Origin of the sequence: Streptomyces sp. NPDC020422 (assembly GCF_044386705.1) — a bacterium.
In the GTDB taxonomy this organism is placed as follows: domain Bacteria; phylum Actinomycetota; class Actinomycetes; order Streptomycetales; family Streptomycetaceae; genus Streptomyces.
This window is the reverse complement of sequence record NZ_JBIRVJ010000003.1, coordinates 142,718-165,407: the sequence shown is the minus strand read 5'-3', so window position 1 is coordinate 165,407 and position 22,690 is coordinate 142,718. Positions and strand designations below refer to the sequence as shown.

The 22,690-nt window shown below is 71.7% G+C and carries 21 protein-coding genes, 2 tRNA genes and 1 pseudogene; 7 read left to right on the top strand and 17 right to left on the bottom strand.

Annotated features, from left to right (window positions below; all coding sequences use genetic code 11):
* Window positions 1-59 precede the first annotated feature (59 nt).
* Complete coding sequence (locus ACH414_RS08265) at window positions 60-449, top strand: cyclic nucleotide-binding/CBS domain-containing protein (RefSeq protein WP_382537457.1); 390 nt, start codon at window positions 60-62, stop codon at window positions 447-449.
* Window positions 450-517: 68 nt separating this feature from the next.
* Here the strand turns inward: ACH414_RS08265 and ACH414_RS08260 are convergent, their stop codons facing one another.
* Window positions 518-1,969 carry a catalase gene (locus ACH414_RS08260; RefSeq protein WP_398941230.1) on the bottom strand — a complete coding sequence of 484 codons (1,452 nt, stop codon included), beginning with the start codon at window positions 1,967-1,969 and terminating at the stop codon, window positions 518-520.
* Between the two features lie 154 nt (window positions 1,970-2,123).
* Between ACH414_RS08260 and ACH414_RS08255 the strand changes: the two genes are divergently transcribed.
* A complete protein-coding gene (locus tag ACH414_RS08255; protein ID WP_382537451.1) occupies window positions 2,124-2,540 on the top strand; it encodes a Fur family transcriptional regulator in 417 nt (138 codons plus the stop codon).
* A 97-nt stretch (window positions 2,541-2,637) separates the two neighbouring features.
* Here ACH414_RS08255 and ACH414_RS08250 read toward each other — a convergent pair.
* The 4 genes from ACH414_RS08250 to ACH414_RS08235 form a co-directional block, all read right to left on the bottom strand.
* A tRNA-Met gene (locus ACH414_RS08250) sits at window positions 2,638-2,711 on the bottom strand.
* A 75-nt stretch (window positions 2,712-2,786) separates the two neighbouring features.
* Entirely contained in the window at window positions 2,787-4,715 is a 1,929-nt protein-coding gene (locus tag ACH414_RS08245) for a tetratricopeptide repeat protein (protein WP_382537448.1), read from the bottom strand.
* A 204-nt stretch (window positions 4,716-4,919) separates the two neighbouring features.
* Window positions 4,920-4,993: transfer RNA gene (locus ACH414_RS08240), tRNA-Met, on the bottom strand.
* Between the two features lie 49 nt (window positions 4,994-5,042).
* The gene (locus tag ACH414_RS08235; protein ID WP_386566042.1) at window positions 5,043-8,003 is read right to left on the bottom strand and encodes a UPF0182 family protein; all 2,961 of its coding nucleotides are present in this window, start codon (window positions 8,001-8,003) and stop codon (window positions 5,043-5,045) included.
* Window positions 8,004-8,237: 234 nt separating this feature from the next.
* On the opposite strand from ACH414_RS08235, the gene ACH414_RS08230 reads away from it, so the two are divergent.
* Window positions 8,238-8,792 carry a PPA1309 family protein gene (locus ACH414_RS08230; protein ID WP_382537445.1) on the top strand — a complete coding sequence of 185 codons (555 nt, stop codon included), beginning with the start codon at window positions 8,238-8,240 and terminating at the stop codon, window positions 8,790-8,792.
* Between the two features lie 17 nt (window positions 8,793-8,809).
* On the opposite strand, the gene ACH414_RS08225 is transcribed toward ACH414_RS08230, so the two are convergent.
* From ACH414_RS08225 to ACH414_RS08210, 4 genes are all read right to left on the bottom strand, one after another.
* Window positions 8,810-9,898: a PDZ domain-containing protein gene (locus ACH414_RS08225; RefSeq protein ID WP_398941229.1), complete on the bottom strand. Its 1,089-nt coding sequence runs from the start codon at window positions 9,896-9,898 to the stop codon at window positions 8,810-8,812.
* Window positions 9,899-9,941: 43 nt separating this feature from the next.
* Window positions 9,942-10,178: a hypothetical protein gene (locus tag ACH414_RS08220; RefSeq protein ID WP_382538477.1), complete on the bottom strand. Its 237-nt coding sequence runs from the start codon at window positions 10,176-10,178 to the stop codon at window positions 9,942-9,944.
* 276 nt (window positions 10,179-10,454) lie between these two features.
* Window positions 10,455-10,928 carry a molybdenum cofactor biosynthesis protein MoaE gene (locus tag ACH414_RS08215; RefSeq protein ID WP_382537440.1) on the bottom strand — a complete coding sequence of 158 codons (474 nt, stop codon included), beginning with the start codon at window positions 10,926-10,928 and terminating at the stop codon, window positions 10,455-10,457.
* A gap of 79 nt (window positions 10,929-11,007) precedes the next feature.
* Window positions 11,008-12,117: an SDR family oxidoreductase gene (locus tag ACH414_RS08210; RefSeq protein WP_382537437.1), complete on the bottom strand. Its 1,110-nt coding sequence runs from the start codon at window positions 12,115-12,117 to the stop codon at window positions 11,008-11,010.
* Between the two features lie 233 nt (window positions 12,118-12,350).
* Here ACH414_RS08210 and ACH414_RS08205 point away from each other — a divergent pair, with 233 nt between their 5' ends.
* Both ACH414_RS08205 and ACH414_RS08200 read left to right on the top strand, forming a co-directional pair.
* Window positions 12,351-13,775 carry a zinc-dependent metalloprotease gene (locus ACH414_RS08205; RefSeq protein WP_382537434.1) on the top strand — a complete coding sequence of 475 codons (1,425 nt, stop codon included), beginning with the start codon at window positions 12,351-12,353 and terminating at the stop codon, window positions 13,773-13,775.
* Window positions 13,772-14,291: pseudogene (locus tag ACH414_RS08200) on the top strand (NUDIX hydrolase). The gene ACH414_RS08205 and the pseudogene ACH414_RS08200 overlap by 4 nt, the downstream one beginning before the upstream one ends.
* Before the next feature lie 91 nt (window positions 14,292-14,382).
* Here the strand turns inward: ACH414_RS08200 and ACH414_RS08195 are convergent.
* From ACH414_RS08195 to ACH414_RS08180, 4 genes are all read right to left on the bottom strand, one after another.
* A complete protein-coding gene (locus tag ACH414_RS08195; RefSeq protein ID WP_398941226.1) occupies window positions 14,383-15,138 on the bottom strand; it encodes an AIM24 family protein in 756 nt (251 codons plus the stop codon).
* A 19-nt stretch (window positions 15,139-15,157) separates the two neighbouring features.
* Window positions 15,158-15,838: an AIM24 family protein gene (locus tag ACH414_RS08190; RefSeq protein WP_382537426.1), complete on the bottom strand. Its 681-nt coding sequence runs from the start codon at window positions 15,836-15,838 to the stop codon at window positions 15,158-15,160.
* A gap of 14 nt (window positions 15,839-15,852) precedes the next feature.
* Window positions 15,853-17,502 (bottom strand): TerD family protein, encoded by a 1,650-nt coding sequence (locus tag ACH414_RS08185; RefSeq protein WP_391769510.1) that lies wholly within the window; start codon window positions 17,500-17,502, stop codon window positions 15,853-15,855.
* 116 nt (window positions 17,503-17,618) lie between these two features.
* Window positions 17,619-18,161, bottom strand: a complete 543-nt coding sequence (locus ACH414_RS08180; protein WP_386565940.1) for a M48 family metallopeptidase — start codon at window positions 18,159-18,161, stop codon at window positions 17,619-17,621.
* Between the two features lie 291 nt (window positions 18,162-18,452).
* Here ACH414_RS08180 and ACH414_RS08175 point away from each other — a divergent pair, with 291 nt between their 5' ends.
* Window positions 18,453-19,598, top strand: a complete 1,146-nt coding sequence (locus ACH414_RS08175; protein WP_398941506.1) for a ThiF family adenylyltransferase — start codon at window positions 18,453-18,455, stop codon at window positions 19,596-19,598.
* 40 nt (window positions 19,599-19,638) lie between these two features.
* The gene (locus ACH414_RS08170; protein WP_382547554.1) at window positions 19,639-20,985 is read left to right on the top strand and encodes an ABC1 kinase family protein; all 1,347 of its coding nucleotides are present in this window, start codon (window positions 19,639-19,641) and stop codon (window positions 20,983-20,985) included.
* A gap of 19 nt (window positions 20,986-21,004) precedes the next feature.
* Here ACH414_RS08170 and ACH414_RS08165 read toward each other — a convergent pair whose 3' ends face one another.
* The 4 genes from ACH414_RS08165 to ACH414_RS08150 all read right to left on the bottom strand — a co-directional run bounded on the left by ACH414_RS08165 (window position 21,005) and on the right by ACH414_RS08150 (window position 22,519).
* On the bottom strand, window positions 21,005-21,187 hold the full coding sequence (locus ACH414_RS08165; protein ID WP_382547556.1) for a hypothetical protein: 183 nt from the start codon (window positions 21,185-21,187) through the stop codon (window positions 21,005-21,007).
* A gap of 96 nt (window positions 21,188-21,283) precedes the next feature.
* Entirely contained in the window at window positions 21,284-21,607 is a 324-nt protein-coding gene (locus ACH414_RS08160) for a hypothetical protein (RefSeq protein ID WP_382547558.1), read from the bottom strand.
* Window positions 21,604-21,972, bottom strand: coding sequence for a WhiB family transcriptional regulator (locus ACH414_RS08155; protein WP_382547560.1), 369 nt, complete (start codon window positions 21,970-21,972; stop codon window positions 21,604-21,606). The genes ACH414_RS08160 and ACH414_RS08155 overlap by 4 nt, the downstream gene beginning before the upstream one ends.
* A gap of 175 nt (window positions 21,973-22,147) precedes the next feature.
* Entirely contained in the window at window positions 22,148-22,519 is a 372-nt protein-coding gene (locus ACH414_RS08150) for a hypothetical protein (protein ID WP_398941222.1), read from the bottom strand.
* Between the last annotated feature and the right edge of the window lie 171 nt (window positions 22,520-22,690).

Here is a 22,690-nt window from a genome sequence, read left to right as displayed (position 1 = left end):
GAGACTCCCCCCACTTGTGAACTTGTGAAAAAGTTCTCGAACAGGAGGTGGTCCCCTCCATGCTCGTCCGTGACGCCATGAGCACGGTGGTCCTCACCATCGGCCCGGCCCATACCCTCCGCCAGGCGGCCCGGTTGATGTCGGCGCGACGCGTCGGCGCCGCCGTCGTCCTCGACACCGACACCAGCGGGCTCGGCATCCTCACCGAGCGCGACATCCTCAACGCGATCGGCCGGGACCGGAACCCCGACCACGAGACCGCGGACGCCCACACCACCAAGGACGTGGTCTTCGCCGCGCCCACCTGGACCCTTGAGGAGGCCGCGGAGGCGATGACCCGCGGCGGCTTCCGCCATCTGGTGGTCCTGGACGACCACGGTCCGGTCGGCATCGTCTCCGTACGCGACATCATCCGCTGCTGGCTGCCGGTGCACAGCGTCGCCGGCTGACGCGAGAGGGCCGGACTTCCCGTACGGATACGGGAAGTCCGGCCCTCTACTGCCTACGGCAGGCGCCCTCAGCCGCGCAGGGCCTGGACCGCGGCGTCGAGCCGCTTGCCGAAGTCTCCGTCCGCCTTGCGGAAGTTGTCGACCGCCCGCTCGGCGATGTCGTCGCGCGAGACCTTGGCGATGAAGCCGGCCAGGTTATCGACCAGGCGGCCCTTCTCGTCCTCGGACATCAGGCGGTAGAGGTCGCCCGCCTGGACGAAGTCGTCGTCCTCGGCGTGCGAGGGGGCGGCGTGGTCGCCGGTGAGACCGGTGACGGAGGAGCCGGCCCACAGCGGGCGGTCGGTCTGGTGCGGGCCGCCGAAGGAGTTGGGCTCGTAGTTCTTCGCACCGCCGTGACGCCCGTCGTACAGGAAGCCGTCACGGGAGTGGGTGCGCGCCTCGGTGGCGTGCGGGCGGTTCACCGGCAGGTGGTCGGCGTTGATGCCGACGCGGTAGCGGTGGGCGTCGCCGTAGGCGAAGAGGCGGCCCTGGAGCATCTTGTCCGGGGACGGGCCGATGCCGGGCACGAAGTGCGCCGGGCTGAAGATCGACTGCTCGACCTCGGCGAAGATGTTCTGCGGGTTGCGGTTGAGCTCCAGCTTGCCGATCTCGATCGGCGGGTAGTCCGCGTGCGGCCACACCTTGGTGAGGTCGAAGGGGTTGAAGCGGTAGTTCGCCGCGTCGGCCGCCGGCATGATCTGCACCTGCACGGTCCAGCTGGGGAAGTCGCCGCGCTCGATGGCCTCGCGCAGGTCGCGCTGGTGCGAGTCGGGGTCCTCACCGGCGAGCCTGTTCGCCTCGGCCTGGGTGAGGTTCTTGACGCCCTGGTCCGTCTTGAAGTGGTACTTGACCCAGAAGACCTCGCCGGCCTCGTTGTTCCACTGGTAGGTGTGCGAGCCGTAGCCGTTCATGTGGCGGTACGAGGCGGGGATGCCGCGGTCGCCGAAGAGCCAGGTCACCTGGTGGGTCGACTCGGGGCTCAGCCCCCAGAAGTCCCAGACGTTGTCCGCCTCCTGGCTGCCCGTGTACGGGTCGCGCTTCTGGGTGTGGATGAAGTCGGGGAACTTGATGGCGTCCTTGATGAAGAACACCGGGGTGTTGTTGCCGACGAGGTCGTAGTTGCCCTCCTCGGTGTAGAACTTCAGCGCGAAGCCGCGCGGGTCGCGCACCGCGTCGGCCGCACCGAGGTTGCCCGCGACGGTGGAGAAGCGCAGGAACGTCTCGGTCTGCTTGCCGACCTCGGAGAGGAACGCGGCCCTCGTGTACGCCGTGACGTCGGCCGTCACGGTGAAGGTGCCGTAGGCGCCCGCGCCGCGCGCGTGGACCACGCGCTCCGGGATGCGCTCTCGGTTGAAGTGGGCGAGCTTCTCCAGGAGCAGCTGGTCCTGGAGGAGGACCGGACCGCCGACGCCGGCCGTCTCGCTGTTCTGATTGTCCGCGACCGGCGCCCCGGCCTCGGTGGTGAGCGGTCCCTGCGTCACGTGCGCCTCCTGCGTCGGTTGTGCTGCAAACCTGCGGGCCCTGTCCTGAGCCTTTCCCGTACTCGATCCTACGATAGACATTGTCTAAGTCAAGCTTGCTTCCAAAGTCACACCCGTTCGGGACACGCTTGCCCCGACTGTTAGGCTGACCCCCATGAGCGACCTGTTGGAACGACTGCGCGGCCGAGGCTGGCGGATGACCGCACAGCGGCGTGTCGTCGCCGAGGTCCTCGACGGTGATCACGTGCACCTGACCGCCGACGAGGTCCATGCCCTCGCGGTGACGCGGCTGCCCGAGATCTCCCGGGCGACCGTGTACAACACGCTGGGCGAGATGGTCACGCTCGGCGAGGTGCTGGAGGTCGCCACCGACGGCCGCGCCAAGCGCTACGACCCGAACGCCCACCGGCCGCACCAGCACCTGGTCTGCGCCCGCTGCGGCGCCATCCGCGACGTCCACCCGGCCGGCAACCCGCTGGCCGACCTCCCGGACTCGGAGCGCTTCGGCTTCACCATCTCGAACGTCGAGGTCACCTACCGGGGCCTCTGCCCGAGCTGCGCCTCGGTCTGAGCGGGTGGTCGCGCCCCGGGGCGTGACCACCGGCCGGCCCGCTCCCTGACACGACGAAGGCCCGGATCCTGAGGATCCGGGCCTTCGTGCTACTGAGTAGCGGGGACAGGATTTGAACCTGCGACCTCTGGGTTATGAGCCCAGCGAGCTACCGAGCTGCTCCACCCCGCGTCGGTGAACCCAACCTTACGGGACCGTTCGGAGCAGGGCAAATCAGTAGGACGGGTGACGCGTGGGAGCGTCGCGTCACGCCGTGAGCTCCTGGTGCAGCGCCTCGCTCAGCCGCGCCGCCCGCTCCGCGACCTCCGCGGGACCGAGCTCCACCGCGCGGGCGCACCAGCGGCGCCCCTCGGTGAGCTCCCCGCGGCGGGCGGCGAGCAGGGCGAGCCGCAGCGCGGCCCGGCCGTGCCCGGCGTGGGCGGCACGCGTCCACCACAGGGCGGCCTCCCGCTCCCCGCCCTCGCGGGCGAGCAGCAGCCCCAGGTTGAAGGCCCCGTTGCGGGAGCCGGCCTCGGCCGCCTCCCGGTACCAGCGGGCCGCCTCGGCGACGTCACCGCGGGCGGCGGCGAGCATGCCGACCCGCACCTGGGCACGGCGGTGGCCCTGCTGGGCGGCCCGCTCGTACCACTCCTCGCACTCGCTCTTCTCCTCGCGCGGCGCGCCGAGCTCCGGCGGTCCGGACGCCGGGCGGCGCGCGTCGAGGACCGAGGCCAGCCGGAAGGCCGCCTCGGCGCTGCCGCCGCCCGCGGCGCACCGCAGATACCGCTCGGCGCTCTGCTCGTCGCCGTCCCGCAGGCAGGCGATGCCGACCTGGAGCGCGGCCTCGGTGTGCCCGGCAGCGGCGGCCCGCTCGTACCAGGTCAGCGCCGTACGGTCGTCGTCGCGGCCGGCGTGCAGGATGCCGAGGTTGAAGGCGGCGTCGACGCTGCCGGCCTCGGCGGCCTTGGAGAACCAGGGCTCGGCGCCGCCCGCGTCACCCGCCTGGAGGAGCAGCACGGCCAGCGCGTTGGCGGCCTCGCGGTGACCCGCGTACGCGGCGCGGCGGTACCACTGCTCGGCCTGCGCGGTGCGCTCCTGTGCGGCGCAGAGCAGGCCGAGGTTGTACGCGCCGTTCACATCGCCCGCGTCCATGGCCGCGCGATACCAGCGCTCGGCGGTCTGCTGCTCCCCCCGGGCGGCGTGCAGTGCGCCCAGCGCGTTGGCGGCGTTGCCGTCGCCGTCCTGGGCGGCCCGCAGCCACCACACGGCGGCGCTCTCCTCGTCGCCGGCGTCGCGCAGCAGGAAGCCCAGCGCGCAGGCGGCCTTCGCCTCGCCGTCCTTGGCGGAGGTCAGGTACCAGCGCCCGGCCTCCTTGAGCTCGCCGCGCTTCTCCAGGAGGGCGCCCAGGTGCAGGGCGGCCCGCCGGTGGCCGCGCGCGGCGGCCTGCCGGAACCACTGCTCGGCCTCGGCGAGCCCGCCCTTGGGGACCGCGGTGCCGTCACCGGCCGGGGCGGCGCCGTCGGCGGCCGTCCGCAGCCCGGTGGCGGTGTCGTAGGTGTGCGGGCCGCGGGCCGGCTCGGTCGCGCGGCGCTCCAGGGCGAGGGCGAGCCGGTAGGCGGCCTCGCGGTGTCCCTGTTCGGCGGCGGCGCGCAGCCAGCGCTCGGCGCCCACGTCGCTGCGGTGCTCCAGGAGGTCGGCGAGGGCGTACGCGCCGAGGGCGTGGCCCTGTTCGGCGGACTGGCGCAGCCAGTACTCGGCGCCGGGCTCGTCGCCGCGCTCGCGGTGGTGGCGGCCGAGCGCGTGCGCCGCGGGCGCGGAGCCGGCGACGGCGGCGACCCGCCACCAGCCGGCGGCCTCGTCGGGGTAACCGCGCTGGTGCAGCAGCACGCCCAGGTTGTTCGCGGCGGCGCGGTCGCCCTCGGCGGTGGCGCCGCGCAGATACGGCTCGGCGCCGTCCAGGTCGCCCCGGCGCAGCAGCAGCGCGCCGAGGACGCTCATGGCCGCGGCGTCGCCGCTCTCGGCGGCACGCCGGTGGCGGGCCTCGGTCTCGGCCTCGGTCTCGTGGTCGGCGGTGGTGTCGACGGCCTCATCGACGGCCCCCGCGGCCTCGATGATCTCGTCTGCGGCGTTCCTCGCGTGCCGCTGCACAAACCGCCCTGTCTCCAACAGAGTTGCCCTGTCCCCCATAAATACCATCGTCGCACCACCTGCAACCCGCGTACACCTCGTATACCGCAGCCAGTGAGGTCACTTCAGCGTTTTGTCGACATGCCCACAGAGAGACAAGTCAAACACGGATCACTCCAACTCGCCCCCTCCGCACGGCTCTTCGGAGCATGCGTCGCCTCCCCGGACATGACGAAGGCCCGAATCCTGATGGATCCGGGCCTTCGTCTTCAGTAGCGGGGACAGGATTTGAACCTGCGACCTCTGGGTTATGAGCCCAGCGAGCTACCGAGCTGCTCCACCCCGCGTCGGTGAAACCAACCTATCACGACGCGGGGGCGGAGCCGGTCAGTGCCGTCAGCCTCCCGGGGCGGCCGGCGGGCTCGCCGAGGTGCTCGGGGTCGCCTTCGGCGCGGGCTTGGCTCCCGGCGTGCCGCTCTGGAGCTTCGCCCCGGCGTCCGCGGCGCGCCGCAGGGCTTCCTCCAGGTCGTCCTGGGCCTTGCCGTACGCCGTCCAGTCCTGCTTCTGCAGGGCCGCCTGGCCTTCGTCGTACGCCTTCTGCGCGTCGGCGATGGCCTGCTTCAGCGCGGCGTCGTTGGTCGTCGGCTGCTGCGGCGGCTTGGTGCCCGGCGGCTGGGTCGGCGGCGGGGTGGTCCCTTCGACTCCGAAGACCGCGTTCAGCGCCGCCGTGAGGTTGTCCTCGAACACCGTGGTGTCCTTGGTGGTGTCCCCGTCCGGCTGGTCCGCGTCCACATAGGACACCGCGACCTTCTTGAGCAGCGGGTACTGCGCGTTCCGGCCCTGGGCGTAGACCGGCTCGACGTAGAGGAAGCCGCCGTCGAGCGGCACCGTGAGCAGGTTGCCGTAGAGGATGTCGGAGTCGGCACCCTTCATGTCCCGGACGAAGGTCGCCACGGACGGAAGGCTGTTGAGCTTGTTCTGCACCTGCTGGGGTCCGGGGACGTCCGAGGTGACTCTCAGCAGCCTTATCTTGCCGTAGTCCTTGCTGTCGGCGTCGGCGTCCACCGCCATGAAGGCGCCCAGGTTGGGCCGGCCCGCCGGGGTGAACGTCGTCGTGAGCGAGAACTGCTCGGCCGACTCACCGGGCATCTTCATGCTCAGGTAGTACGGCGGAACGGCGTTGCCGTCCTTGTTGGTCGGGTCGTCCGGCACCTGCCAGGCGTCCGAGCCGCTGTAGAACTGCGCCGGGTCCTGGACGTGGTAGCGGGTGAGCAGCTCGCGCTGGACCTTGAACATGTCCTGCGGGTAGCGCAGGTGCTTCATGAGGTCGGCGTCGATCTCCGAACGGTCCTTGACCGTGCCGGGGAAGGCCTTCATCCAGGTCTTGAGGACCGGGTCCTTCTCGTCCCACTGGTAGAGGTTCACCGTGCCGTCGTAGGCGTCGACGGTGGCCTTCACCGAGTTGCGGATGTAGTTGACCTGGTTCTGCTGGGCGACGACCGCGCGCTGCTGGTTGCCGACCGTCAGGGAGTCGGCCGTGGTGTCGCCGAGGGTGGTGCGCGAGGCGTACGGGTAGCCGTTGGTGGTGGTGTACGCGTCGACGATCCACTGGATGCGCCCGTCCACGACCGCCGGGTAGGCGTCGCCGTCGATGGTCAGCCAGGGGGCGACCGCCTCGACGCGCTCCTTGGGCGTGCGGTTGTAGAGGATCCGCGAACCGTCGCCGATGGCCCCCGAGTAGAGGATCTGCGGCTCGCTGAAGGCGACCGCGTAGGCGGCGCGGTTGAAGGCGTTGGAGAGGCTGACCCCGCTGTTGCCCTGGTAGCTGGTGGTCTTCTCGCCGTTCGCCTCGTAGTCGAGCTCCTTCTGGGGCCCGCCCACGATCGAGTACTGGTCGGTCTTCTCGCCGTAGTAGATCCGCTGCTCGTACGGACCGACCATGCCCGTGGTCGGCAGCCCGGACTCGGTGAAGACCGGGGAGCCGTTGGCGTCCGTCTGGGTGCCCATGGCCATGATCGCGCCGTAGCCGTGGGTGTAGGTGAAGTGGTCGTTGATCCAGTTCCGCTTCGGGATGCCCTTGATGTTGAGCTCCCTGAGGCCGACGACGGTGTCCTTGCCCTGGTAGCGGTCGACGTCGAGGGTCAGCGGGAACTGGTAGTACTTCCGCTTCTGCTCCAACTGCTGGAAGGTCGGCGACACGATGTTCGGGTCGATCAGCCGGTAGCTGGCCGCCGTGTCGGCGTCCGCCCGCAGCTGGTCCTTGGCCTTGACCGTCGACTTGCCCGAGTAGTTCTCCGGCTCGGTGGAGTCGATGTCGTACGCCTTGCGCGTCGCGTCGATGTTCTTCTTGATGTACGGCGCTTCCTTGGCCTGCTCGTTCGGCTGGACCTGGAACTTCTGCACGATGGCCGGGTAGAGGCCGCCGATCAGGATCGCCGAGAGCACCATCAGGCCGAAGCCGATCACGGGCAGCTGCCAGGTGCGCCGCCACAGGGTGGCGAAGAACAGCAGCGCGCAGATCACCGCGATGCAGAACAGGATCGTCTTCGCCGGGAGGTAGGCGTTGGCGTCCACGTACCGCAGTCCGGTCCAGTTGCCGGTGGCCTTGAAGTCACTGGACTTCACCGCGAGGCCGTACCGGTCGAGCCAGTACGCCACGGCCTTCAGCGAGACGAAGACGCCGAGCAGCACCGAGAGGTGGCCGGTCGCCGCGGCGGTGGCGCGGGCGCCCGGGCTGGTGACGCGCAGCCCGCCGTACAGGTAGTGCGTCAGGGCGGCCGCGATCAGCGAGAGCACGGTGGCGGCGAAGCCGAAGGCGAGCAGGAAGCGGTACCAGGGCAGGTCGAAGGCGTAGAACGCCACGTCCAGCTGGAACTGCGGGTCCTTCTGACCGAAGGAGACCCCGTTCACCCACATCAGCCAGGTCCGCCACTGACCGGAGGCGGAGGCGCCGGCGATCAGGCCGACCAGGGCCGTTACGGCGAGCAGCACCCACTTCCTGAAGGGGGCCAGGCCCATCCGGTAGCGGTCGAGGCTCTGCTGCTCCATCGACATCGCGCTCAGCGGCGGCCGCAGCCGGTACGCCAGCCAGATGTTCAGTCCGACGGCCAGCGCCATGAGCAGACCGAAGACCAGGAACAGCCCGATCTTGGTCCACAGCGTGGTGGTGAACACGGAGGAGTAATGGACGGAGCGGAACCAGAGCCAGTCCGTCCAGAATCCGGCGAACATCACGAACGCCATGGCGAGGACCGCCAGCACGCCCAGCGTCATCAGCAGCGTACGGGCGCGCCGGGACGGCCTGCCGACTCTGATCCTTGGCCCGGACGGACCTGTGCCGCCGCCGCGGTCCGGCATCTGGAAAGCCAACGTGCGCCCCTCGAGGTTGATGCGTCGATAAGCAGGCTCCGCGATCGTAGAGCCCACTGATGCAACTTACTGAGGCTTTACCGAGTTCCCGACATTGCCGTCTCGGCGACGTGGTTCCGGGTTGCTTCGGGGTTCGGATCCGGGTTCGGTTCCGGGTCCGGTTCCGGGCCTCGGGCAAAGGCCCGGCGGAACTCCGTCGAAAGACGAGGCAGGATATTGCCCATGTCCAACGTTTCCCCCTCCGGTCCCCCGATGGCCTCGAGCCCCCTCACCCGCGCCGTGCTCGAGATCGACGAGTACGCGTCGGGCCTCGGCTGGGACCAGCCCGCCCGGCTCTTCGCCCTGGTCGACACCGCCAAGCTGCGGGCCCAGGCGCCCTCGCTCGCTTCCCAGCTGAGCGGCGACTCCGCCGCCGCCACGAGCTACACCCCGATCGAGCAGGACCAGCTGCCGGCCGGGAAGCCCCTCGACGAGTTCCTCGGGACCATCGCCTGGCCCGACGCGGTCACCGGCTGCGCGCTGACCGTGGAGCGGATGATGCTGCCGCCGTCGGCCGAGGCGGCCGTGCCCAAGGACCTGAGCGGGGCGGCGCTCACCAAGTGGGTGGCCCGGCACCCGGACCGCCAGGAGGTCCGGATGACCGTGGCCGTGCTGCGCGACGGGTCCCGCGAGGCGGCGATCCGGCTGCGCGAGAAGGACTCGCCGACCGAGGTGCTCACCGGCCCGGACCTGGTGCCGGGCCTCGCGGACGCGCTGACCGCGACCTTCGCCTCGTAGGGCGCTCCCCGCGCGGGTCAGCTCTTGGAGCAGCTGGGCAGGGACGCGGTGTCGCCCTTGCGCAGCTGTTCCAGGGCCTTCGTCGCCTCGTCGATGGTGCCCACCTTGACGAGGGTGAGGCCGTCCGGCGTGTCGGCGGCCGCGGCCGCGCAGTTCTCCGCCGGGGTGAGGAAGTACTCGGCGCCCGCGTTGCGCGCGCCGACCAGCTTCATCTCGATGCCGCCGATCGGGCCGACCTTGCCCTTGTCGTCGATGGTGCCGGTACCGGCGATGAACTTGCCGCCGGTGAGCGACTCGGGGGTCAGCTTGTCGACGATGCCGAGCGCGAACATCAGTCCGGCGCTGGGGCCGCCCACGTCGGCGAGCTTGATGTCGATGGTGAACGGGAAGACGTGGTCGGTGCCGGCCTGGATGCCGACGATGGCCCGGTCGCCCTCCTTCGACTTGGTGGTCGTGATGACCACCTTCTTCGTCTCCGTGGCGTCCTTGTGGGCCTTCTCGGCGGCGGCCGCCTCCTTGGCGGGGACGATCGTGAACTCGACGTCCTGGCCCGGCTTGCGCTTGGTGACCTGCTTGGCGACGTCGCCGGGCTCCTTGACGGCCACGCCGTCGACCGCGCGGATCACGTCACCGGCGTGCAGCCGACCCTCGGCGGGGGTGCCCTTGACGACGGTGGCGACGACGACCCGGGTGGTCACCGGGATGCCCAGCTCCCCGAGGGCGGCGACCTTGGCGCTCTCCTGGGACTGGCTGAACTCCTCGGCGTTCTCCTGGCTCGACTCCTCCTCGGTCTTGCCGTCCGGGTAGAGGGTGTCGTGCGGGACGACGACGCTGTCGTGGGCCAGCCAGCCGTAGACCGCCTCGACCGCGTTCATGTTGTAGTCCGCGCCGGTGACGCGGACCGTCGTCATGTTGAGGTGGCCGGTGGTCGGGTACGTCTGACGACCCGAGATCTGCAGGACCGGCTCTCCGCGCGCCTCGCCGAGGGTGTTGACCGTCGGACCGGGGCTCATCTCCGCGTACGGCACCGGAATGAGGACGCCCACACAGAGCAGAGTGATCAGGACCAGAGTGGAGGCGAGCATCGTCGCGGTGCGGCGTGGCATGGAACGACAGTACGGGACCGGCCTGTGAGTGCGCCTTCGGGGCTCAGCCGGTGGTGGAGCTCGTGACGGGGGCCGCCGCGGTGGCGGGAGCCGCCTCGTGCTCGGGGCGGGCCGAAGCGGAGGCGGGCGCATGGGCCCGCTCCATGGCGTCCCGGAAGCGCGCGTAGCCCGCGAGCTCGGCGACGTCCCCGATGGTCTTGTTGCGTGAAGCCCAGCTTCCCCATATCGCCGCGCCGACGACTGCGAAAAGCGGAATCAGCAACCAGGCGAGCGCTGCCATCCCGACCTCCCATCCCCAGTGAGTTGATCAGCAGACTATTCATCCGCGAATCCAACGCTCACGCCTGGGGGGCGGTTACGCAAATCGGGGCGTTCGACTACTGCTGGTCGGCGTGGCTCCTTGCCATGCCCCCGATCCGGAACGAGTGCCTCAGCAGGCGCCGACCCTCCCCCAGCCTTCGGCCGGGGGGACCCCCAGACTCGGGGCGGGGCCTCAGCAGGCGCCGACCCTCCCCCAGCCTTCGGCCGGGGGGACCCCCAGACTCGGGGCGGGGCCTCAGCAGGCGCCGACCCACTCCTCGGTGCCGTCCGAGAACGTCTGGTGCTTCCAGATCGGGACCTCGTGCTTGAGGTCGTCGATGAGCTTGCGGCAGGCCTCGAAGGCCTCGCCGCGGTGCGGGCAGGAGACGGCGACGACGACCGCGATGTCACCCACATGGAGGTCGCCCACCCGGTGGACGGCGGCCAGGGCGCGCACCGGGTAGTTGGCGACGACCTTCTCCGCGACGCGGCGGAGCTCGGCCTCGGCGGAGGGGTGGCAGGAGTACCCGAGCGCGTCGACGTCGGCGCCGCCGTCGTGGTTGCGCACCGTGCCCACGAAAAGGGTCGTGCCGCCGGCCGCGTCGTCGCCGACCGCGCGGAAGACCTCGTCGACCGAGAGCGGGGTGTCACGGATCGCGAGGAGCTTGATCGGGTCCTCCGCGGCCCGCTCTCCGGGGTGGTCGCCGGCGTGGGCGTGCGTGTCTGCCATGCCCTCCATCGTGCCGTACGGCACCGACAGCGCGGAATAGCGTTTTCCACCGGCGGGGCGGACCCTCCGTAGGAGGGTCCTACAGCCCGCGCCGCTTCCGCATCTGCCGCACCAGGGCCGCCGTGCCGAGCAGCGCCACCGTCGCACCGGCCGCGCCCGCCGCCGTCGCGTCCTTGCGTCCGAGCCGGCGCCCGGCGACGGTGTGCCGGCCCTGGACCTCCTCCAGGAGGGCGGCGAGCACCTCCTCGTTGGTCCACTGCGGCCGCCAGCCGGCGTCGTGCAGCCGCCCGACGCTGACCACCCAGGGGTGCATCGTGTACGCCAGGTCGCCCGCCGGGGACGGGGTGAGACCGATCCGGTGGAGCCGGGCCGCGGCGCCCAGGGCGACGGCCGAGGGCAGCTCCATGCGCCGGATGCCGGACAGCTCCTCGACCTCCTCCTGCTCCAGCCAGCCCTCGCAGCCGACCGCGAACTCGCCGTCGACCTTCTCCAGGGCCGCGTACTCCAGGGCGCTGACCAGGTCGTCGACGTGGCAGAACTGCCAGGTGGGGCGGGATCCGGCGACGACGAGCAGCCGGGGCGACTCGAAGTAGCGGGTCAGTGCCGTGTCCGTGCCGCCGATCAGCACCGCGGGCCGCACCACGGTCACGTTCAGACCGGGGTGGGCGCGCGGGGCGCGACGGCCGAGGCGCTCGATCTCCAGGAGGTCGCCGACGCCGGTGGCCTCTGCGGTGGCGCGCAGCTCGGCGTCCTCGGAGAGCGGGATGTCGTTGTCGGGCAGCGCCCCGTAGACCATGGTGGAGGTGCAGAGCACCACCCGGTGCACGCCGGCCGCGGCGGCGGCCGTGAGCACGGTCTGGGTGCCGCGCACGTTGTAGGCCGTCCGGGCGGCCGGGTCGGTCTCCAGGTCGAGGTCGAGCGCGAGGTGCACGACGACGTCCGCCCCGCGCAGCTTCTCGGCGATGGCCGGGTCGCGCACGTCCAGGATGTGCCACTGCGCCTCGGAGACGTCGCCGCGGCGCTCGTCGATCGCGATGACCTGCTTGATCTCCTCGGATGCGGCGAGGCGCCTGGTCAGGAGGTCGCCGACGCCTGTCGCGGCACCGGTGACCGCGACGACGGGGCCGCGCGCGGCGGACCTGGTCGAGTGGTTTCGCGCTGCGCGAACCTGAGGATCTGGGGAACTCACCGGGCGTCTCCAGCGGTTGTCTTCAGTACGTACCCGAATGACGCGTACGTACCAGGTGGCGTCCATCCTGCCGCAGGCCACGGCCCGACGGAGCACCGAGCCCGGATCCGGTGCGGATGTCGGGGCGGCGGCTCACCGGTCGGCCCGGCCTGACCGGAGGGCCAGCGCCTACGCTGGTGGTGAGAGTCCGCCGTCGGAAGAGAAGCCGGCGGCCCTACGAGCCGAGGAAACCTGTGAGTGACACCCCATTCGGATTCGGCCTTCCGCCGGAGGAGCCGGAGAACGGCGACGAGGGCAAGAAGAAGGACCCCGCCGGAGGTGGCCAGGGGTCCGGTGGCCAGGGCGGCAACCCGTTCGGCTTCGGCGGGCTGCCCGGTATGGGCGGCCCCGGCGGCGCGGACAACCCGTTCGCCGCGATGTTCGGGTCGATGAACCCCCAGGATCTCGGCGCTGCCTTCCAGCAGCTCGGCCAGATGCTCAGCTACGAGGGCGGCCCGGTCAACTGGGAGATGGCCAAGCAGATCGCGCGCCAGGTCGTCGCACAGGGCACGCCCGACGGCACCAAGGACGCCAGCGTCGGCCCGGCGGAGAAGTCCGCGGTCGAGGAGGCGGTGCGTCTGGCCGACCTGTGGCTCGACCAGGCCACCTCGCTGCCCTCGGGTGCCAACACGGCGGTGGCCTGGAGCCGCGCCGAGTGGGTCGAGGCGACCCTCCCGGCCTGGCAGCAGCTGGTCGACCCGGTCGCCGAGCGGGTCGGCACGGCGATGGGCGACGTGCTGCCGCAGGAGATGCAGGCCATGGCGGGCCCGCTGATCGGCATGATGCGCTCCATGGGCGGCGCCATGTTCGGCCAGCAGATCGGGCAGGCCGTGGGCGCCCTCGCGGGCGAGGTCGTCGGCTCGACGGACGTCGGCCTGCCGCTCGGCCCGGCCGGCCGCGCGGCGCTGCTGCCGCTGAACGTCGCGGCCTTCGGCAAGGACCTGGGCGTCCCCGCCGACGAGGTCCGGCTCTACCTGGCCCTGCGCGAGGCGGCCCACCAGCGCCTCTTCGCGCACGTGCCGTGGCTGCGCTCGCATCTGTTCGGCGCGGTCGAGGGCTACGCCCGCGGGATCAAGGTCGACACCTCCAAGCTGGAGGAGGCGGTGGGCCAGCTCGACCCGACCCACCCCGAGCAGCTGCAGGAGGCGCTCCAGCAGGGCATGTTCCAGCCGGAGGACACCCCGGAGCAGAAGGCGGCCCTGGCCCGCCTGGAGACGGCGCTCGCGCTGGTCGAGGGCTGGGTGGACGCGGTGGTGCACGAGGCCGCGAAGACCCGGCTGACCTCGGCGGACGCGCTGCGCGAGACGCTGCGCCGGCGCCGGGCGACGGGCGGCCCCGCGGAGCAGACCTTCGCCACCCTGATCGGCCTCGAACTGCGGCCGCGCCGGCTGCGGGACGCGGCCCGGCTGTGGGCCTCGCTCACGGACGCGCGCGGGGCGGACGGCCGGGACGCGCTGTGGGAGCACCCGGACATGCTGCCGACGGCGACCGACCTGGACGACCCGGACGGCTTCGTCCACCGGGAGCAGATGGACTTCTCCGAGCTGGACAAGATGCTCGGCGAGGCCGCCAAGGGCGACTCCGAGTCCGGCCCCGAGGGCGAGGGCGGCAAGGAGTGAGCCTGCGTGACGACGCGATCCTCGTCCTGAAGGGGTACGAGGACCAGCCGGAGCTCCGCGACGTCTATCTGGCGCATCTCGCGGAGCACGAGAACGGCATGTACAAGCCCTGCACGGCCGGTCACCTCACCAGCAGTGCGCTGGTGATCGACCCCTCGCGCGAGCGGGTGCTGCTCACCCTGCACAAGAAGCTGAACATGTGGCTGCAGATGGGCGGCCACTGCGAGCCGGGCGACCCGACGGTGGAGGCGGCGGCGCTGCGCGAGGCGGCGGAGGAGTCGGGGATCTCCGGTCTGACGCTGCTGCCGGGCGGTCCGGTGCGGCTCGACCGGCATCCGATTCCGGCGCCCTGCCACTGGCACCTGGACGTGCAGTACGCGGCGCTGGCCCCGGCCGGTGCCGAGGCGGAGATCAGCGAGGAGTCGCTGGACCTGCGCTGGTTCGCGTACGGCGAGGTGGCGGAGGTGGCGGACCTCGGTGGTGCGTCTCCTGGAGGACACGCTGAAGCGTCTGTGACGCGGGACGCCGCGCGGGCGCGGTGACGGGTAAGGGGCGGTCGCCGTGGCGACCGCCCCTTACCCGTGTCTTCCCCCTGCCGGGGCGCGGCTCAGTTCCAGGCGTTGTTCTGGTTCTGGGCGTGCGCGCCGTGCTGGCCGACGCCGTACTGGGCGGCCAGGCCCTGCCCGATGGCGACGTGCTGCGGCGGCATGACCTCGCTGGGCTGGACGAGGGCGAAGCCCTGGCCGAGGAAGCTGAGCTCCCAGCCCTCGCCGGTGCTGCCGCGCCGGGTGCGGACGCCGGTGCTGTGCGTCTGCGCCTGCATCTGCACCCGCAGCCCGGTGGACCAGGCGACGATCGCGTCGGCGTCGACGCTGACGTACTTCTCGGGCGTGACCTGCATCATCAGCGGCTGGCCCGAGGTCATCAGGGCGACCTTGCCGCGGCCGGAGATGTTCAGCTGGTACTTGCCGGTGCCGGAGACGCCGTACTGGCTGTCGACGGCGATGACCTCGGTGTGCAGGGTCGAGTCGAGCGCGAGCACATAGGCGCTGTCGACGGTCAGGCCCTCCTGCTCGACCTCGACCACATGGATGTTCTGGGCGAGGTTGGCGAAGTAGACGGTGCCCTGGCCGGAGCAGCGCATGAGGTCGAGGCCCTCGCCGGTGCGGGCGCGGGCCTGGCGCTGGCTCGGGGTCTGGTACTCGCCGTCGAAGTCGACGAGTCCCTGGTAGGCGACCATCGCGCCCTTGCGGGCCAGGATGTCGTCGGCGCCGCCCAGGGTGACCCGCAGGAGCTGCGGGTTCTGGACGACGTACCGCTCCTGGCTCTGCTGTTCGGCGTGGTTGAAAAGCGGGCTCTGCATGGTGTGTTCTCGCTCCCCCTCAGCCCCGGACCCGGAGGCGGTCGGTGCTGTCCTCGCTCGGCTGTACGACGACGATGCCCTGGCCGGAGAAGGCCATCTGGTAGGCCTCGCCGCTGCCCCGCCCGATGAGGGAGGAGGCCTTGAAGCTGCGCTTGCCCTTCACCTTGAGCGTCGGCGACCAGGCGACGAGCGCGTCGGGGTCGACGTACGTCTCGTCCTCGCCGCGGCCGCAGTCGACGACGATCGGGGTGCCGCGCGAGGTGAGGGCGACCCAGCCGGTGCCCGCGATCTGGACGTTGAACAGGCCCTGGCCCGCGAACTTGGCGAGTCCCTTGACCCGCTCGACGCCCCACTGGAGGTGGGCGTCGAAGGCGAGCAGATTGGTGCCGTTGACCGAGAGGGAGTCGTTGTTGAGGTTGATGACGACGACGTCGGCGCCGTAGTCGGCGAGGTAGAGCAGCCCGTCGCCGCTGCACTTCATGATCGGGGCGCCCTCGCCGGTGAGCCACTGCTGGGCGACCTGGCGGACGGCCGGCGGGTTGGGCTCGTAGGTGATGAAGCCCTCGTAGGCGACCATCGAGCCGGTGCGCGCGTAGAGGTCCTGGCCGGAGGCCATGGCGACCTTGAGCATGGACCGCCCGTGGTTCTCCATGCGGGCCGTGATCGGGGTCGGGGCGTAGCCCGCGAGTTGCTGGTTCATGGTTCCGGGCTCCCTCAGACCTCGTAGGGCTGGACGATGATGAAGTTGCCGGGGGCGCCCCGGAACTGGAGGTTCACGGTCTCCCCGCTGTGGCCCGGGTAGGCGTTGCGGCGCAGCCTGACCTGGCTGGAGAGGATGACCTGGGACGCGGAAGACCAGGCGACGACGGCGTTGCAGTCGGCGAAGGTGGTCGGCGTGACGGGCAGCACGACGGGGATGCCGTGGGTCTTCACGACGACGGTGCCGGTGCCGTGGAACTGCATGGTGAACAGGGCTCCGCCGGGGATGCCGTGGCCCTCGATGCGCCGGACCTCGTACTGGAGCGACTCGTCGAAGGCGAGCACGCTCTCGGCCGAGACGCAGATGCCGTCGCCCTGGAGCTCGATCGGGTGCAGGTGGGCGCCGTTCTCGGCGAGGAAGACCTGGCCGCGGCCGGTGCAGCGCATCAGCTGCATCTCCTGGCCGGTGGCGTTGCCGACGATCCGGCCCGCGAAGCCGGCTCCCTTGTAGGCGAAGTCGACCTTGCCCTGGTACATGACCATGGAGCCCTGGCGGGCGAGCACGGGGACGCCGCCCATGCCGAGGTCGACCCGCATGAGCTGCTGGTTCTGCGGGGTCCAGCGGGCGCCGGTCGCGGTCTCCTTGTACGGCGCGAGCGCGGCGGCGAGCCCGGCACCGGTGGCGGGCGCGCCCTGGGGGACGCCCTGCGGCATGCCGTGCTGCGGCGGGAACTGGCCGGGGACCTGGCCCGGGGCCTGACCGTACTGCGGCTGCCCGTAGGGCTGCTGGCCGTACGGGGCGGGGGCGGGCTGACCGTAGGGCGCGGGCGGCGGGGTCTGGCCGGGGACCTGCCCGTACGGCGCGGGCTGCGGCGGCTGCGGCGGCTGGCCGTAGGGCGCCGGCTGGGCCGGCGCGGGGGCCGGGGGCGCGAGGGGCGCGGCCATCGTCGGGGCGGCGTGCATCGGCGCGGGGGCCGGGGCCGGGGCCGGGGCCGGCGGGGCGCCGAACGCGGGGGCCGGGGCGGGCGCCTGGGGCGCGGCGGGGGCGCCGAACGCGGGCGGCGCGGCGGCCTGCGCGGGCGGGGCGAAGCCCGGGGCGGCGGCCGGGGCCTGGGCCTGCTGCGGGGCCGGCTCCTCCTCGGCCACCTCGCCGCCGAAGTTCCTGAGCAGCGCCTCGAGGCCGCCGTCGAAGCCCTGGCCGACGGCGGCGAAGCGCCAGACGTCCTTCAGATAGAAGTCGCCCAGCATGACCGCGCGCTCCGTGGAGAACTCCGCGCCGGTGAAGGCGTAGCGCGCGACCTCCTCACCGCCCGCGACGATCCGGATCCAGCCGGGGCCGATCTGCGACATCTGCCCGGCGCCGTCGATCGTCGCCGTGAACGACAGCTTGTGGATGTGCGCGGGGACGCGGTCGAGCGTGACGCGGAAGGACTCGGTGTCGCCGGCCTGCGCGCCGAGGAGCTGGATGGACTCCTCGGGCGACTTCGGCTGGTTGAAGAAGACGAAGTACCGGTCGTCGGAGAGCCGCTCGTCCGCGTCGAGGCCGAAGCAGCTGATGTCGAAGGTGAGACCCGGCGCGGCGATCTGCACGCCCACGTACAGATCGGTGCCCGCCGTGAGATCACTGATCTTGGCCTTGTGGCCGCGTTGGAATTCCCTGGCCATGTGTGACGACCGTCCCCCACTCCCGAATCACGAATGCGTCGCGCCAGGCTAACGGCTGACCGCGACATTGAGCCAAGCGCGTACGCATTCGGTACAGAACCGGAGCACGGCCGGAATCACTCCTCGCCGGCCGCCGGCAGGTGCGGCAGCCGCCCGGCGGCCACCACGCCCTCCAGATAGCCGCGGGCCCGCTCGGTGCGCGGATACGCCTCCAGGAGGCGCCAGAAGCGCGGCCCGTGGCCGGGCACGAGCAGGTGGGCCAGCTCGTGGCAGAGGACGTAGTCGACGACGTACTCGGGCATGCCCTGCAGCCGGTGGGAGAGGCGGATGCTGCCCTCGGACGGGGTGCAGGAGCCCCAGCGGGTGTTCTGGTTGGTCACCCAGCGCACGGAGGTGGGGCGGGCCCGGCCGGCGAAGTACTGCTCCGCCAGGCGCTCGGCGCGCTCGGTCAGCTCCCGGTCGCCGAGGACGCTGCGGCTCTCCTGCGCCGCCAGCTTGTCCAGCATCACGGTGACCCAGCGCTGTTCCTCCGCCTCCGACATCCGGGCGGGGATGAGCACGATGGTCCGGTCGCCCTCGCGGTAGGCGGAGACGGTTCTGCTCCGGCGGGAGCTCCTTCGGACCTCGACTGTCACGCTGCTCTGTGGGTCGGCCGGCACGGGCCCGACGTTACCCGCTGACGGTGGCCGAAGTCCCGCAGCATTCGAATGATTAATCCCTCGTCCCTGTGGACAACTTTCCGCCCGCCGCGCCCCGCCGGGGCAATCTGACCTCGAAGCCCGAACGGCGGAGAAAGTCCGTTCAAGATCGAGTCCAAGATCAAGTTCATGACCACGCTCAAGATCAAGCCGAAGGGCAAGTTCAAGATCGAGATCGGGACCGAGATCGGGACCGAGTTCGGGACCGAGATCGGGATCAATCAGCGATTCACGGGGGACGGGGACGGGATCATGCATCCGATGGTCAAGCCGGCGCTGCGGCGCGCCTGGCGCAATCTGCGGTACGTGCAGTTCGGGGTGACACCCGCGCACGCGGTCGTCCTGGGGCCGGTCGACACCACCACCGGCAGCCTGATCGGGCTGTTCGACGGGACCCGCGGGATGGAGCTCCTGCGGGCGGAGGCCCTGGCCCTCGGGCTGCCCGAGGGGCATCTGGAGGCGCTGCTCGGGAGACTCGCGGCGGCCGGTCTGATCGCCGACGCCGCGGTACGCCCGCCCGGCGGGCCCCCGGGCCGCGCGGACCCGGCGCTCGATCCGGTCCGCGCGGACCTGGCCTCGCTCTCCGTCGTCCACCGCGAACCGGACGGGGCGACCCGCGTGTTGGCCGCCCGGCGGACCCAGCGGGTCCAGGTGCGGGGCGCCGGTCGGGTCGGCGCGGGCGTGGCGGCGCTGCTCTCGGCGGCCGGGGTCGGCCGGGTCGAGGTGCTGGACTCGGGCACGGTCGCACCATGGGAGGTGTCCCCGGGCGGGCTGCCCGCCGAGGCGGTCGGCGAGCGCCGGGCGGTGGCGGCCCGGCGGCTCGTGGGGCGCGCGGCCCCGGGCGGACGCCCGCCGCGGGCGGTTCGTACCGGACCGGGTGACGGGGGCGGCGAGCCCGGGCTCTCACTCGTGGTGGTGACTCCGCGGGACGGCCTGGGGGCGTATGTGCCCGACCCGCTGCCGGCCGAGGGCTGGCTCGCCACCGGCACGCCCCATCTGTACGCGGGGGTGCTGGAGGCGACGGGCGTGGTCGGCCCGCTGGTGCTGCCGGGGGCCACGGCCTGTGCCGGGTGCGGGCAGCGGGAGCGGTGCGAGCGGGAGCCGATCTGGCCGCGGCTGCCCGCCCAGTGGCGCTCCGGGGCGCCGCATCCGCTGCCGGCCTGTGACGTGGCCCTCGCCGGGGCGGTGGCCGGGCTCGCCGCGGCGCACGCGCTGGCCTTCCTCGACGGGGACCTGCCGTCGAGCACGGGGGCCCGCTGGGAGGTGTCGCTGCCGCTGCTGGAGTGGCGCTCGGAGCCGGTGCGGGCGCATCCGGCGTGTCCGTGCGGGGCGGCCCGTGCGACGAAGGGGGAGCATGCCGTGGCGGTTCACGGTGCGCAGGACACAATGGCGGGGTAACGAGCCCGCGCGGCACGGCAGTCTGGGACTTGGAGGGCGTATGTCTGATCTTCCCCGGAAGGCGGTCACCCGGACCGCCAAGTTGGCCGCGTTGCCGCTGGGCTTCGCCGGCCGGGCCACCTGGGGTCTGGGCAAGCGGATCGGCGGGAAGTCGGCGGAGCTCGTCGCGCGGGAGCTCCAGCAGCGCACGGCCGAGCAGCTGTTCAAGGTGCTCGGCGAGCTCAAGGGCGGGGCGATGAAGTTCGGGCAGGCGCTGTCCGTCTTCGAGTCGGCCCTGCCCGAGGAGGTCGCGGGGCCCTATCGGGCGGCGCTGACCAAGCTCCAGGAGGCGGCGCCGCCGATGCCGACGCGCACGGTGCACGCGGTGCTCGCGGAGCGCCTCGGCGAGGAGTGGCGGGAGCTGTTCCTGGAGTTCGAGGAGAAGCCGGCCGCGGCGGCCTCGATCGGCCAGGTGCACCGGGCGGTGTGGCACGACGGGCGCGAGGTCGCGGTGAAGGTGCAGTACCCGGGGGCGGGGGACGCGCTGCTCTCGGACCTCACCCAGCTGAGCCGGTTCGCCCGGCTGCTGGGTCCGCTGATCCCGGGGATGGACATCAAGCCGCTGATCACGGAGTTGCGGGACCGGGTCTCCGAGGAGCTGGACTACGGCCTGGAGGCCGAGGCCCAGCGGGAGCACGCGGAGGTGTTCGCGGACGACCCGGACGTGGTGGTCCCGGCGGTGGTGCACCAGTCGGAGCAGGTCCTGGTGACGGAGTGGATGGACGGCGTCCCGCTCTCCGAGGTGATCGCGGACGGGACGCCGGAGCAGCGGGACCGGGCGGGGCAGCTGCTCGCCCGCTTCCTCTTCTCCGGGCCCGCGCGCACGGGGCTGCTGCACGCCGATCCGCACCCGGGCAACTTCCGGCTGCTGCCCGGTCCGGTGGGGGCCGCCGAGGAGCCCGCCGGGTGGCGGCTCGGGGTGCTGGACTTCGGCACCGTGGACCGGCTGCCGGGCGGGCTCCCGGAGACGATCGGCACCTGTCTGCGGATGACCCTGGCCGGTGAGGCGGAGACGGTCTACGAGCTGCTGTGCGCGGAGGGCTTCGTGAAGGAGTCCATCGCGCTCGACCCGGACGAGGTCCTGGAGTATCTGCTCCCGATCATCGAGCCGGCCGAGGCGGAGTCCTTCGTCTTCTCCCGCGGCTGGATGCGGGCCCAGGCGGCCCGGGTCGCCGATCCCCGCTCCCCCGCCCACCAGTTGGGCAAGCAGCTCAACCTGCCGCCCTCGTACCTGCTGATACACCGGGTGACGCTGAGCACGATCGGGGTGCTGTGCCAGCTGAACGCGACGGTCAGGCTGCGGGACGAGCTGACGGAGTGGCTGCCCGGCTTCGCGGCGGCCGAGTAGGCGGCCCGGGAGGGGGCGCTCACCACCAGGAGGAGTCGAGGCGGCCCTCGATGGCCCTGATGTTGGCGCGGGCGCACTCCTCGCAGAAGTACTGCCGAGTGCCGTTCTCCACCGAACAGGTCCAGGTGATGGGCAGCTCCTGGGCGGTCTTGCCGCAGCGGGCGCACACGTAGGGGGCCTCGGGGGTGGGGGCTTCGTTCATCTTCGTGACGATAACCCGACGAGCGCGCTCCGGCGGGGCAACGCACCGCGGGGGCCGGTCCGTTCGGACCGGCCCCCGCGTTCGTTTCTGCCTGGCTCAGTGCATGACGGCCATGGCGAGCGCGCGACGGGCACGCATCGACACGCGCTCGGCGCGCCGCTGCATGCGCCGGGCGGCGACCAGGCGCACGGCCTGGCGTTCCGCGTCGGCTTCCCGGCGGCGTTCGTGCATATGGGCACGGGCCAGGGCTTCTGGGATGAGTTGCATTTCACGGGTCCTGTTCTGACGCGAGAGGTTCGCGCCGCTGATCGAAACGTCTTGGGTCGCGGAGCCGGAGGGCTCGTAGGCGGACGAGGTCATCGGGGCCTGCTTCTGGGGATCGTGCGTGAGGGGGCGGTCGATGGTTCCGGTGACGTTCATGCCGCGACCGGGTTCTTGCGCGGACGGCCACGAGGCCGCTTGCGGGCCACGACCACGCCCTGGACGAAGAGCTCGCCACCCCAGACGCCCCAGGGCTCGCGCCGCTCCTTGGCTCCCGCGAGGCAGGCCGCCATCAGCGGGCAGGTCCGGCAGAGGGACTTGGCGTACTCGACGTCGGCCGGGGACTCGGCGAAGAAGACCTCCGGGTCGAACGAGCGGCAGGGGACGGGCACGCCGAGGTTCTCGATGGCGTCGTCGAGCGCGGTGAGCGCGGTGAGGGGGGTCAAGGTGGGGTCCTCCGTGAGGCCGGGCGGGGGGATCGTTTCGGAAGGCGGTACGGACGGGGCGTGCGCTTCGAGTTGCACGGGGTTTCTTCCTCGTCTGGTCGTTCCGGCCTGGTGGGCCGGGGTTTCGGCTGGTACCGGTTACTGCTGGTTCCCGAGGCTCCTTCGGTCCGTCGTCCCCGTTCGGGGACAAACAGAAGGGCCGCGGATCCCGGGTGGGGTTCCGCGGCCCTGAAGGCGCCGGCCTGATCGTCGATCAGGCTGGATCACTCCAGGGTTCGAGCCCACGGAAGGCCCACATCGTGTGGTGCTGCGTCGTCTGCTGAATGCCGGCACCGGTCGCCGCAAAGCCGTAGGCCGTGGCCTGGGCCTTGCCCACTGCTGCTACCAGTGCCTTGGTCGGTCGCTCATTGCGCTCCGGCCGGACGGCCAGCAGACCGGGCATACCGAGGACGGGCATGCCGGCGCCGGACAGACCGCTGCCAAGGAGAGCGGAGGACGCGAACGAGACGGAGGCCGCCGAAGCCACGGAGGTGGCGACGGAGGTGCCGAGCGAGCAGGCGGAGACGACCGAGCGATCGGTCATTTTGGCGGTGCTGGTCTTGATGTTCTTGATGATGCTGATCACTGGAATCGCCTCCTCTCGGCGTCTCGGAGCGCTCGGGGTGAGCCGGGCACTCATGTTCATTTGGACAAGTACAGCACGAAGACGGGGCTTCCAAGAAGCCGCCGTTTCCGTGGTTAAGAACCTATGGGGCTTGACGGGGCAGGCGCAAACTATTTTTCCGACGAGTTTTCC

What these genes read in the sequence shown, in the direction of transcription:
- ACH414_RS08265 (WP_382537457.1), top strand. Translation starts at nt 60, where the DNA reads ATGCTCGTCCGTGACGCCATGAGCACGGTGGTCCTCACCATCGGCCCG.
- ACH414_RS08255 (WP_382537451.1), top strand. Translation starts at nt 2,124, where the DNA reads ATGAGCGACCTGTTGGAACGACTGCGCGGCCGAGGCTGGCGGATGACC.
- ACH414_RS08245 (WP_382537448.1), bottom strand. Translation starts at nt 4,715, where the DNA reads ATGGTATTTATGGGGGACAGGGCAACTCTGTTGGAGACAGGGCGGTTT.
- ACH414_RS08235 (WP_386566042.1), bottom strand. Translation starts at nt 8,003, where the DNA reads ATGCCGGACCGCGGCGGCGGCACAGGTCCGTCCGGGCCAAGGATCAGA.
- ACH414_RS08230 (WP_382537445.1), top strand. Translation starts at nt 8,238, where the DNA reads ATGTCCAACGTTTCCCCCTCCGGTCCCCCGATGGCCTCGAGCCCCCTC.
- ACH414_RS08225 (WP_398941229.1), bottom strand. Translation starts at nt 9,898, where the DNA reads ATGCCACGCCGCACCGCGACGATGCTCGCCTCCACTCTGGTCCTGATC.
- ACH414_RS08220 (WP_382538477.1), bottom strand. Translation starts at nt 10,178, where the DNA reads ATGGCAGCGCTCGCCTGGTTGCTGATTCCGCTTTTCGCAGTCGTCGGC.
- ACH414_RS08215 (WP_382537440.1), bottom strand. Translation starts at nt 10,928, where the DNA reads ATGGCAGACACGCACGCCCACGCCGGCGACCACCCCGGAGAGCGGGCC.
- ACH414_RS08195 (WP_398941226.1), bottom strand. Translation starts at nt 15,138, where the DNA reads ATGCAGAGCCCGCTTTTCAACCACGCCGAACAGCAGAGCCAGGAGCGG.
- ACH414_RS08190 (WP_382537426.1), bottom strand. Translation starts at nt 15,838, where the DNA reads ATGAACCAGCAACTCGCGGGCTACGCCCCGACCCCGATCACGGCCCGC.
- ACH414_RS08185 (WP_391769510.1), bottom strand. Translation starts at nt 17,502, where the DNA reads ATGGCCAGGGAATTCCAACGCGGCCACAAGGCCAAGATCAGTGATCTC.
- ACH414_RS08175 (WP_398941506.1), top strand. Translation starts at nt 18,453, where the DNA reads ATGCATCCGATGGTCAAGCCGGCGCTGCGGCGCGCCTGGCGCAATCTG.
- ACH414_RS08170 (WP_382547554.1), top strand. Translation starts at nt 19,639, where the DNA reads ATGTCTGATCTTCCCCGGAAGGCGGTCACCCGGACCGCCAAGTTGGCC.
- ACH414_RS08165 (WP_382547556.1), bottom strand. Translation starts at nt 21,187, where the DNA reads ATGAACGAAGCCCCCACCCCCGAGGCCCCCTACGTGTGCGCCCGCTGC.
- ACH414_RS08160 (WP_382547558.1), bottom strand. Translation starts at nt 21,607, where the DNA reads ATGAACGTCACCGGAACCATCGACCGCCCCCTCACGCACGATCCCCAG.